At 52.4% G+C, this 2,956-nt stretch carries 1 rRNA gene; it reads left to right on the top strand.

The window, feature by feature from the left end:
- The first annotated feature begins 16 nt into the window (after window positions 1-16).
- Window positions 17-2,949 (top strand): 23S ribosomal RNA (locus tag ACQKMH_RS27480).
- Window positions 2,950-2,956: the final 7 nt, after the last annotated feature.

The following is a 2,956-nucleotide window of genomic DNA, read 5'->3' on the forward strand; positions in this document are numbered from 1 at the left end:
AAAGATCTTTTTTAACGGTTAAGTTAGAAAGGGCGCACGGTGGATGCCTTGGCACTAGGAGCCGATGAAGGACGGGACTAACACCGATATGCTTCGGGGAGCTGTAAGTAAGCTTTGATCCGGAGATTTCCGAATGGGGAAACCCACTGTTCGTAATGGAACAGTATCTTTACCTGAATACATAGGGTACTGAAGGCAGACCCGGGGAACTGAAACATCTAAGTACCCGGAGGAAGAGAAAGCAAATGCGATTTCCTGAGTAGCGGCGAGCGAAACGGAATTAGCCCAAACCAAGAGGCTTGCCTCTTGGGGTTGTAGGACACTCAACATGGAGTTACAAAGGAACGGGGTAAATGAAGTGATCTGGAAAGGTCCGTCAAAGAAGGTAAAAACCCTGTAGTTGAAACTTCGTTCCCTCCTGAGTGGATCCTGAGTACGGCGGGACACGAGAAATCCCGTCGGAAGCAGGGAGGACCATCTCCCAAGGCTAAATACTCCCTAGTGACCGATAGTGAACCAGTACCGTGAGGGAAAGGTGAAAAGCACCCCGGAAGGGGAGTGAAATAGATCCTGAAACCGTGTGCCTACAAGTAGTCAAAGCCCGTTAATGGGTAATGGCGTGCCTTTTGTAGAATGAACCGGCGAGTTACGATTTCATGCGAGGTTAAGTTGATAAGACGGAGCCGCAGCGAAAGCGAGTCTGAATAGGGCGAATGAGTATGAGGTCGTAGACCCGAAACCAGGTGATCTACCCATGTCCAGGGTGAAGTTCAGGTAACACTGAATGGAGGCCCGAACCCACGCACGTTGAAAAGTGCGGGGATGAGGTGTGGGTAGCGGAGAAATTCCAATCGAACCTGGAGATAGCTGGTTCTCTCCGAAATAGCTTTAGGGCTAGCCTCAAGATGAGAGTATTGGAGGTAGAGCACTGATTGGACTAGGGGCCCCCAACGGGTTACCGAATTCAGTCAAACTCCGAATGCCAAATACTTATTCTTGGGAGTCAGACTGCGAGTGATAAGATCCGTAGTCGAAAGGGAAACAGCCCAGACCACCAGCTAAGGTCCCAAAGTATACGTTAAGTGGAAAAGGATGTGGAGTTGCTTAGACAACCAGGATGTTGGCTCAGAAGCAGCCACCATTTAAAGAGTGCGTAATAGCTCACTGGTCGAGTGACTCCGCGCCGAAAATGTACCGGGGCTAAACGTATCACCGAAGCTGTGGATTGACACCGTATGGTGTCGATGGTAGGAGAGCGTTCTAAGGGCGTTGAAGTCAGACCGGAAGGACTGGTGGAGCGCTTAGAAGTGAGAATGCCGGTATGAGTAGCGAAAGAAGGGTGAGAATCCCTTCCACCGAATGCCTAAGGTTTCCTGAGGAAGGCTCGTCCGCTCAGGGTTAGTCGGGACCTAAGCCGAGGCCGAAAGGCGTAGGCGATGGACAACAGGTTGATATTCCTGTACCACCTATACATCGTTTGAACGATGGGGGGACGCAGAAGGATAGGGTAAGCGCGCTGTTGGATATGCGCGTCCAAGCAGTTAGGCCGGAAACGAGGCAAATCCCGTTTCCATTAAGGCGGAGCTGTGATGGCGAGGGAAATATAGTACCGAAGTTCCTGATTCCACGCTGCCAAGAAAAGCCTCTAGTGAGATGTAAGGTGCCCGTACCGCAAACCGACACAGGTAGGCGAGGAGAGAATCCTAAGGTGTGCGAGAGAACTCTCGTTAAGGAACTCGGCAAAATGACCCCGTAACTTCGGGAGAAGGGGTGCTTTTTAGGGTGAATAGCCCAGAAAAGCCGCAGTGAATAGGCCCAGGCGACTGTTTAGCAAAAACACAGGTCTCTGCGAAGCCGCAAGGCGAAGTATAGGGGCTGACACCTGCCCGGTGCTGGAAGGTTAAGGGGAGAGGTTAGCGCAAGCGAAGCTTTGAACCGAAGCCCCAGTAAACGGCGGCCGTAACTATAACGGTCCTAAGGTAGCGAAATTCCTTGTCGGGTAAGTTCCGACCCGCACGAAAGGTGTAACGATCTGGGCACTGTCTCAACGAGAGACTCGGTGAAATTATAGTACCTGTGAAGATGCAGGTTACCCGCGACAGGACGGAAAGACCCCGTGGAGCTTTACTGCAGCCTGATATTGAATTTTGGTACAGCTTGTACAGGATAGGTAGGAGCCTGAGAAGCCGGAGCGCTAGCTTCGGTGGAGGCGTTGGTGGGATACTACCCTGGCTGTATTGAAATTCTAACCCGCGCCCCTTATCGGGGTGGGAGACAGTGTCAGGTGGGCAGTTTGACTGGGGCGGTCGCCTCCTAAAGAGTAACGGAGGCGCCCAAAGGTTCCCTCAGAATGGTTGGAAATCATTCGTAGAGTGTAAAGGCACAAGGGAGCTTGACTGCGAGACCTACAAGTCGAGCAGGGACGAAAGTCGGGCTTAGTGATCCGGTGGTTCCGCATGGAAGGGCCATCGCTCAACGGATAAAAGCTACCCCGGGGATAACAGGCTTATCTCCCCCAAGAGTCCACATCGACGGGGAGGTTTGGCACCTCGATGTCGGCTCATCGCATCCTGGGGCTGTAGTCGGTCCCAAGGGTTGGGCTGTTCGCCCATTAAAGCGGTACGCGAGCTGGGTTCAGAACGTCGTGAGACAGTTCGGTCCCTATCCGTCGCGGGCGCAGGAAATTTGAGAGGAGCTGTCCTTAGTACGAGAGGACCGGGATGGACGCACCGCTGGTGTACCAGTTGTCTTGCCAAAGGCATAGCTGGGTAGCTACGTGCGGACGGGATAAGTGCTGAAAGCATCTAAGCATGAAGCCCCCCTCAAGATGAGATTTCCCATGGCGCAAGCTAGTAAGATCCCTGAAAGATGATCAGGTTGATAGGTCAGAGGTGGAAGCGTGGCGACATGTGGAGCTGACTGATACTAATAGATCGAGGACTTAACCAACGCTTTA

Source organism: Peribacillus sp. NPDC097895, from assembly GCF_050277555.1.
GTDB lineage: Bacteria > Bacillota > Bacilli > Bacillales > DSM-1321 > Peribacillus.